Here is an 8,035-nt window from a genome sequence, read left to right on the forward strand (position 1 = left end):
GCACGATACGCCGCTTCGGCGCCGCGCGCACGGCCCGAGTCGACGGCCGCCGACCGGCCGCGTGGCGGATGAGGCGCAGGATGCACCGGCGTTCAGGCCGGGCCGCTGACGCCCGCTTCGGCGAAGGTGGCCATGCCGGCATGACAGGCGGCGGCCGCCTTGACCAGGGCGATCGCCAGCGTCGCGCCCGAGCCTTCGCCGAGCCGCATCCCGAGGTCGAGGAGCGGCTCTTGGCCGAGGCGGTCGAGCAGGCGGCGATGCCCCGGTTCGGCCGAGCAATGGCCGACCAGGCAATGATCGAGCGCCCGCGGGTCGGCCGCGAAGAGGGTGGCGGCCGCCGCCGTGGCCGCGTAGCCGTCGATGAGCACCGGGATGCGGGCGAGGCGGGCGGCCATGACTGCACCGGCGATCGCCGCCAGTTCGTAGCCGCCGAGCCGCCGCATCGTCTCGAACGGGTCGCCGGCCGCGCCGTTCGCCGCGACCGCCGCCGCGACCGCCGCCGTCTTCGCCGCCAGCGCCCGGCCGGCGACGCCGGTCCCGGGCCCGACCCAGTCGGTGGCCGCGCCGCCGAAGAGCGCCAGCGCCAGGGCGGCGGCGGCCGTCGTGTTGCCGATCCCCATCTCGCCCAGGGCGATGAGATCGACCCCGGGCTCGACCGCCATCATGCCGTAGGCCATGGCCCGCGCGCAGCCCTCCTCGGTCATGGCGGGGCCGGTGGTGAAGTCCGCCGTCGGGTGCTCGAGGTCGAGTTCGTAGACCCGGAGGTCGGCATCGACGCTGGTGCAGATCTGGTTCACCGCCGCCCCGCCGGCCGCGAAGTTCGCCATCATCTGCTGGGTCACCGCCTGCGGGTAGGCGGAGACCCCGCGCGCCGCGACGCCATGGTTGGCGGCGAACACGATGGTGCGCGGCCGCCGCACGTCCGGCGGGTGCCGCCCCTGCCAGGTCGCGAGCCATTCCGCCACCGCCTCCAGCCGGCCGAGCGCGCCCGCGGGCTTGGTCAGCCGGCGCTCGCGCTCGGCCGCCGCGGCGCCGGCGGCGAGGTCGGGGCCGGGCAGCATGGCGAGGATGCGGCGCATCTCGTCGAGCGTGGCGATCGGGTCTGGCATGGGGTCCTGGGGTCGGTGGCGTCCCCCGCATAGGACCGATGGGGGGGCCGGTCAACCTCGGTCGGTATGGCGGCCCCGCCGTCCGCCGGGCTATTGCTGGCGCCCGTGGACCCGGCCCCGCCCGACGATTTCCGTGCCGCCGCCTGGCTCGCCGACCTTCGGCGGGCGGGACAGCTTCTGACCCGCGTGCCGTTGCCGGGCGACCCGGCGCCGCCGGTGCCGGGCGCGGCGGCGCGCTCCCTGCGCGTCTGCCCCCTGGTCGGGGCGCTCCTCGGATTCGCCGCTGGACTGGTCCTCGTCGCCGCCGATGCCGCCGGCCTGCCGGCGGTGGCCGGCCCGCTGCTGGCGCTGGCCGCCGCCGCGCTCCTCACCGGCGGCCTGCACGAGGATGGCCTCGCCGACACCGCCGACGGCTTCGGTGCCCGGCGGACGCCGGCCGAGCGGCTGGCGATCATGCGCGACAGCCGCATCGGCACCTACGGCGTGCTGGCGCTCGGCCTCGCGCTGGCGCTGAAGGTGGCGGCGCTGGCCGCGCTCGCGCCCGTCGCGGCCTGCGCCGCGCTCGCCGCCGCCGGGGCGCTGTCGCGCGCCACCTTCCCGGCCGTCGCGATCGCCCTGCCGCCGGCACGCAGCGACGGGCTCGGCGCCGGGCTCGGACGCCCTTCGGGCGCGACGGCGGCGATCGCGCTGCTGCTCGGCCTCGGCCTCGCCGCGACCGCCGTCGGACCTCTCGCCGCGGCCCGCGCGGCGGCGGCGGCGGCGATCGCGACGGTCGCCCTGGCGCTGCTTGCGCGCCGGCAGGTCGGCGGCTACACCGGCGACGTTCTCGGAGCGACGCAGCAGACGACGGAGACGGCGATGCTTCTGGCCCTGTCCACCGACCCCTCGGTCATCGGCCGCTGGATCGGCCAGCCATGACCGTGAGCACCGTGACGCGCTGGTGGTGGGTGCGCCATGCGCCCGTGCGCGTCAACGACGGCCGCATCTACGGCCAGACCGATCACCCGTGCGACTGTTCCGACCGCCCCCTGTTCGAGGCGCTGGCGCAGCGGCTTCCGGACGACGCCATATGGGTCACCAGCACGCTGCTGCGCACCGTCCAGACCGCGGACGCGCTGCGCGCCGCCGGCGCCACCGGCCCGGACCCGTTGCGCGAGCCGGCCTTCGTCGAGCAGTCCTTCGGCGACTGGCAGGGGCTGAAATACGCCGAACTGCAGGAGAAGCGCGGCGAGTCCTGGCATCGCTTCTGGCTGGCGCCGGCGCACGAGGCGCCGCCCGGCGGCGAGAGCTTCGTCGACCTGCTCGGGCGGGTGGCGCCGGCGATCGACCGGCTGACGCTGGAACATCGCGGCCGCGACATCGTCGCCGTCACCCACGGCGGGACCATCCGCGCCGCCATCGCCCACGCCCTCCAGGTGCCGCCGGAAACCGCGCTGGCATTCTCGATCGACAACGTCTCCCTGACCCGGCTCGAGCATGTCGACGGCCCCGGACTCGGCCACGGGTGGCGGGTCGCGCTCGTCAACCACATGGCCGCCTAGGACCGGACCGATGGCCCGCCGCCCGCCGCCCGGCATCCTCGGCTTCGTCGCCCTGCCGCCGGTGACGCTGATCCTCGGCGGGGCGCGCTCGGGCAAGAGCCGGCACGCCGAGGCGCTCGTCGAGGAGGCCGCCGGCAACGGCCTCTACATCGCGACGGCCGCGGCCGGCGACGGCGAGATGGAAGCGCGCATCCGCCACCACCGCGAACGGCGGGGCCCGTTCTGGACGACGGTCGAGGAACCGCTCCACCTCGCCCATGCGATCGAGGCCCACGCCCTTCCCGGACGCCCGATCCTGGTCGACTGCCTGACCCTGTGGCTGTCCAACCTGATGCTGGAGGGCCGCGCCGTCGAGCCGGCCACCGACCGGCTGCTGGCGACGCTGGAGGAGGCATCGGTGCCCGTCGTCCTGGTCGCCAACGAGGTCGGCCAGGGCATCGTGCCCGAGAACGCGCTGGCGCGCGCCTTCCGCGACCATGCGGGGCGCATGAACCAGCGCATCGCCGAGATGGCCGACCGGGTGGTGATGATGGTCGCCGGCCTGCCGATGACCGTGAAGGGTGAGGAATCCGACCTGCCGGGCTGACGCCCGGGCGTCAGGCGCTCTCCGCCGTGCGCGGCAGCAGCGGAGCGCCGGCCGGAACCTGCCAGCGCATCCCGTCGACGGCGCCGCAGGCCGGGCAGATGGCGTGCCAGGCGGCGGCGACGCTGGCGCATGCGGTGCAGGTCCAGGCCTCCGCCGGCGGCGCGTCGGCCGCGAGCCGCAGCCATTTCTGGCCGGCGACCGGATCGCCGGTCTCGCCCTCCTCGACCTCGGCCAGGAGGGCATAGGCACGCGACGAGGGACGTTCGGCAACGACGGCTTCGAGCTGGCGGCGCGCCTCGCCCCAGAGGCCGGCGCGGAGTGCGGCCGCGGCCACGGCCATCCGGCTCTCGACATGGTCGGGCAGGCCGGCGACCAGCCGTTCGATGCGTCGTGCGGCGTCGACCGGGTCGGCGTGCGCGGCCAGCGCGGCATAGGCGGCGACGATGTCCGGATGCGGCCCGAGCGGCCACGCCTTCTCCGCCACGCGCTCGGCCTTGCGCTGGCGGTCGGTCGCGCCCAGCAGCCGCACATAGGCGGCCGTCGCCGGCGCGAACGACCGGTCCTCGTCGTGGGCGCGGGCGGCGAGGTCGCCGGCGTCGCGCAGGCGGTCGTCCGCCTCGGCGGCCCGCGCCTGCTCGAGCAGCACCGCCGCCCGGCGGTGCCGCGCCGTCTCGACCGGGAGCACGCGCCGGCGCTGGGCCTCCGCCAGCGTCGCCTCGGCGCCCCGCCACTGCCCGGCCCGGCTCTCCAGTTCGAACAGCGTCGTCAGGACCCAGGGCGTATCGGGGCGCAGTCGGCGGGCGCGGCGGGCGAGCTCGAGCGCGGCCGGGCTGTCGCCGGCACGCATCGCCTGCATGAGCAGCCCGCGCAGCCCGAGGAACTCGGTCTCGCGACGGTCGAGCATGGCGGTGAAGTAGCGCCGCGCCGCCGCCTCGTCGCCGTTGAGCTGGGCCGCCTGGGCCGACAGCAGCATCGTCAGCGGCGGCTCGTCGAGCAGGACGTCGGCGCGCCGCGCCTGGCGGACCGCCTCCTCCGGGTCGCCCGCCGCCACCGCGACCATGCCGACCGTCAAGGCCTGGTAGCCGCGCCGCCGGCGCCGCTCCTGGATCCAGCGCCGCCAGCGGCGGGGCACGCGGACGATCCAGCCGAGGAAGCGGAGCCCGAGCGCGAAGGCGAGCGCCAGGGCCGCCGTGACCAGCAGCAGCATCGCCACCGACGTGTCGACCCGCCAGCCCTGCCAGTGGATGGCGATCTGGCCGGGACGGTCGGCGACCCACACGGCGACGGCGACGACGACCGCGGCCAGGGCGACGAAGAGGAGCAGGCGCCGCATCGGCTCAGCGGTCCTGGCCGAGGATGGCGGCGACGCGGCGCGAGGCCCGCGTGATCGCGGTGTCGACGGCGCGGCGCTGCTCGGCGGCGGCCAGCCAGTCGGGGGCCGCCCGGACGACCGCGTCGCGGATCGGCGCCAGCGCATCGAGCGCGGCGGCGACGTCGCGCCCGGCCAGTGCCTTCTCGGCCGTCGCGACATGGGCGTCGGGGGTGCCGGCGGGCGGCGCCTCGACCCGGCGCACCGTCAGGACCGCCGACATGCGCTCGACCGTGCGGTCGACCCAGTCGCCGTCGGGCGCGCGGCGCGCCGCCTGGATGACGGCGGCCGAGACGAGGTCGAAGCGGCGGGCCAGCGCGCCGGCATCGGGCACGCCGCGGTCGGCGAAGGGCGCCAGCGCCTCGACCGCCTCGCGTGCCGCCGGATCCTCCGCCAGCGCGGCGCGCGCCGCCTCCAGTTCGCCCGGGAAAGGTCCGCGCTCGGCCGCGGCGCGCAGCGCCGTCACGGCGACCAGGGCACGCTCGCCGATCCGGTCGCGCAGGCGGTTGTCGCGCATCGCCGTCTCGGTCTCGGCGAGGCGCCGGGTGAGGGCATCCACCATGCCCCGCAGGCGCTGGATCTCGGCCGCGAGCGCGGGATCGGCGGCCGGCCGTTCGCCGAGCCGGGCGACGTCCGCCTGCAGGCGGCGGATGGCATCGGAAAGCGGCGCCGTATCCGGCGGCGGCCGGCGCTCCAGGGCGGCGATCCGGCCTTCCAGCGGGCGGAGATCGACCGGGTCGGCCGGCCCCCGCCGGTCGAGCCCGAAAAGCCCGTAGAGGAGGGGCGCGATCAGGGCGACGACCAGCGCGACCAGCGCCGCCACGACGGCGGTCCGCGCGGGCCCGGGATGGGCGGGTTCCCGGCTCGGCGACGGAGAAGGCTCGACAACGGTCGCGCCGCGGTCCGGCTGCGCCGGACCGTTCGCCACGGCCTCCGGTTCCTTCATCGTCGGCTCCTCGCTCTTCGGCCGGTCGTCCTCGACGAGGCGGAGGAGCGACGGCGTGTTCGGTTCCCTGGCCACCCGGACGGCGCGCCATGGCAGCCGGGCGGCCGCATCCGCCACCGCCGGGCTGAGGCAGTAGGCGACGGGCAGCCCGGACGTGATCGCCGGTCCGGCGGCCTCCGCCAGTTCGGCGAACCGCCCCGCCGTGCGCGGCGAGAACAGCAGCACCCCGTCGAGGGTTCCCGCCGCCAGCGCGTCCCGCGCGGCCTCGGGCAGTTCGGGCGCCGGCACCGCGCGGTAGAGCACGACGCGGCGGAGCGCGAAGCCCGCCGCGGCCAGCGCGCCCGCGAGGTCGCCGGCGACGTCTTCGCCCGAGGCATGGACGAGCGGGTCCGGGCCGGGCGGCAGCCGCTCGGCGACGAGCCGGAGCAGGGCCGCCTGGTCGCCGTCGGCGCCGGCGACCTCGGCGAAGCCGGCGGCGCGAGCCGCCGCCTCGGTCGCCGGCCCGACCGCGAAGACCGGCAGGTCGCGGCGCGGTTCGAGGGCGGCGAAGGCGGCGACGCCGTTGGCGCTGGTGAAGAGGAGGGCGCGGGCGCCGTCGAGCGCCGCCGCCAAACCGGCCGCGGCGTCCTCTATGGGCTCGATCCGCAGCAGCGGCGCCAGCGTCGAGCGGACGCCGGCCGCCGCGAGCTGCGCGGCGAGCGCTCGCGCCTCCGGCTCGGGCCGGGTGACGAGGACGTGCATCAGGGCTCGAGGAAGGCCGCGCGGGCGCGAAGCTCGCTGCCGGCCTCCTGCCCGAGCCGCGCCGCATCGGCGGCCGCCGCACTCCAGTCGCCGGCGACGACGCGGGCGCCGTCGGGCGTCGCCACCAGCCCGCGCAGGGTGATGCCGCCGGCCCCGTCCAGTTCCGCGAGCGCCGCGATCGGCGTGCGGCACGAGCCGTCGAGTGCCGCCAGCAGGGCGCGCTCGGCGGCGACCGCGGTCATCGTCGGCCGGTCGGCGATGCGCGCCACCAGACCGGCCGCGCGCGCGTCGCCGGCCCGGCGCTCGATGCCGATCGCGCCCTGGGCGACGGCGGGCAGCATCGCCTCCGGCTCCAGGACGGCGGAGGCGACCTCCGGCTTGCCGAGCCGCTGCAGGCCCGCCAGCGCCAGCACGGTGGCTGCGGCCTGGCCGGCAGCGAGCTTGGCGAGGCGGGTGTCGACATTGCCACGGAACGGCACGATCCGGAGGTCGGGGCGGCGGTGCAGGAGCTGCGCCTGGCGGCGCAGCGAGGCGGTGCCGACGACCGCACCCGGCGGCAGGGCGTCGATCCCGCCCGGCGCCAGTGCGACCAGCGCGTCGCGGGGGTCGGCCCGCGGCAGCATGGCGTCGATGACGAGGCCGTCGGGCAGGACCGTCGGCATGTCCTTCATCGAATGCACGGCGAGGTCGATGGCGCCCGATGCGAGCTGGTCCTCGATCTCCTTGGTGAAGAGGCCCTTGCCGCCGATCTCGGAGAGGGTGCGATCCTGCACGCGGTCGCCGGTGGTGCGGATGACGACGATCTCGATCCGGTCGCCGCCCGCCAGTTCCGGCGCCGCCGCGGCAATCGCCGCGCGCACCGCGCCGGCCTGCCACAGTGCCAGCGGGCTGCCGCGGGTGCCGATGCGCAAGCGTTCCATGCGGGGAGGGTTTAAGCGCCGCGGCCGGGGTTGAAAAGCCGTCTCTGCTGCCGCATGTCGGGACGGCGTGTCGCAGAACCGCCGCCGGCCGCCCGCCCGGACCGGCCATCCGAAAGGCCCCCCGACGATGATCGAGCTCTACACCTGGCCGACGCCGAACGGCCAGAAGGTCCACCTGATGCTGGAGGAGACCGGGTTGCCCTACCGGGTCCACCCCGTCGACATCGGCGCCGGCGAGCAGTTCCGGCCGGACTTCCTGAAGATCAGCCCGAACAACAAGATGCCGGCGATCGTCGACACCGACGGGCCCGGCGGCGAGCCGATCTCGATCTTCGAGTCGGGTGCGATCCTGATGTATCTCGGCGAGAAGACCGGCCGCTTCTATCCGCAGGCCCCGCGCGAGCGCTGGCTGGTCACCCAGTGGCTGATGTTCCAGATGGCGAGCGTCGGCCCGATGTTCGGGCAGCGCGGCCATTTCCGGAACTACGCGCCGGAGAAGATCGCCTACGCCATCGACCGCTACGCCAACGAGGCCAAGCGCATCTGCGGCGTCATGGACCGCCGCCTCGGCGAAAGCGCCTACCTCGCCGGGGCGGACTACACGATCGCCGACATGGCCTGCTACCCGTGGCTCGCCTCCTACAAGGCCGGCGACGGGCCGGTGGCGGAGTTCCGGAACCTGTCGCGCTGGATGGACGCGATCGCGGCGCGCCCGGCGACCGAGCGCGGCATGAAGGTGCTGGCCGAGCGCCGCCGCCAGGGTCCGATCGACGAGAAGCAGCGCGCCGTGCTGTTCGGCGCCGAGCAGTACGCCCGCCGCTAG

General features: G+C 76.4%; 8 protein-coding genes. 4 read left to right on the plus strand and 4 right to left on the minus strand.

The window, feature by feature from the left end; genetic code table 11:
- Positions 1–92 precede the first annotated feature (92 nt).
- The gene (gene cobT / locus ACE3Q3_RS12045; protein WP_374446281.1) at positions 93–1,109 is read right to left on the minus strand and encodes a nicotinate-nucleotide--dimethylbenzimidazole phosphoribosyltransferase; all 1,017 of its coding nucleotides are present in this window, start codon (positions 1,107–1,109) and stop codon (positions 93–95) included.
- Positions 1,110–1,214: 105 nt separating this feature from the next.
- Here cobT and cobS point away from each other — a divergent pair, with 105 nt between their 5' ends.
- The 3 genes from cobS to cobU are packed head-to-tail and all read left to right on the plus strand — an operon-like array spanning position 1,215 to position 3,236.
- Positions 1,215–2,027 carry an adenosylcobinamide-GDP ribazoletransferase gene (gene cobS / locus ACE3Q3_RS12050; protein WP_374446285.1) on the plus strand — a complete coding sequence of 271 codons (813 nt, stop codon included), beginning with the start codon at positions 1,215–1,217 and terminating at the stop codon, positions 2,025–2,027.
- Positions 2,024–2,650 (plus strand): histidine phosphatase family protein, encoded by a 627-nt coding sequence (locus tag ACE3Q3_RS12055; RefSeq protein WP_374446288.1) that lies wholly within the window; start codon positions 2,024–2,026, stop codon positions 2,648–2,650. Before cobS ends, ACE3Q3_RS12055 begins: the two co-directional genes overlap by 4 nt.
- A 10-nt stretch (positions 2,651–2,660) precedes the next feature.
- Positions 2,661–3,236: a bifunctional adenosylcobinamide kinase/adenosylcobinamide-phosphate guanylyltransferase gene (gene cobU / locus ACE3Q3_RS12060; RefSeq protein ID WP_374446291.1), complete on the plus strand. Its 576-nt coding sequence runs from the start codon at positions 2,661–2,663 to the stop codon at positions 3,234–3,236.
- Between the two features lie 10 nt (positions 3,237–3,246).
- Here the strand turns inward: cobU and ACE3Q3_RS12065 are convergent, their stop codons facing one another.
- The 3 genes from ACE3Q3_RS12065 to hemC are packed head-to-tail and all read right to left on the minus strand — an operon-like array spanning position 3,247 to position 7,212.
- Positions 3,247–4,569 carry a heme biosynthesis protein HemY gene (locus ACE3Q3_RS12065; protein ID WP_374446294.1) on the minus strand — a complete coding sequence of 441 codons (1,323 nt, stop codon included), beginning with the start codon at positions 4,567–4,569 and terminating at the stop codon, positions 3,247–3,249.
- 4 nt (positions 4,570–4,573) lie between these two features.
- Positions 4,574–6,292 (minus strand): uroporphyrinogen-III synthase, encoded by a 1,719-nt coding sequence (locus tag ACE3Q3_RS12070; protein ID WP_374446297.1) that lies wholly within the window; start codon positions 6,290–6,292, stop codon positions 4,574–4,576.
- A complete protein-coding gene (hemC, locus tag ACE3Q3_RS12075; protein ID WP_374446300.1) occupies positions 6,292–7,212 on the minus strand; it encodes a hydroxymethylbilane synthase in 921 nt (306 codons plus the stop codon). Before hemC ends, ACE3Q3_RS12070 begins: the two co-directional genes overlap by 1 nt.
- A gap of 127 nt (positions 7,213–7,339) precedes the next feature.
- On the opposite strand from hemC, the gene ACE3Q3_RS12080 reads away from it, so the two are divergent.
- Positions 7,340–8,035 carry a glutathione S-transferase N-terminal domain-containing protein gene (locus tag ACE3Q3_RS12080; RefSeq protein ID WP_374446305.1) on the plus strand — a complete coding sequence of 232 codons (696 nt, stop codon included), beginning with the start codon at positions 7,340–7,342 and terminating at the stop codon, positions 8,033–8,035.

Origin of the sequence: Allostella sp. (genome assembly GCF_041913585.1) — a bacterium.
GTDB lineage: Bacteria > Pseudomonadota > Alphaproteobacteria > ATCC43930 > Allostellaceae > Allostella.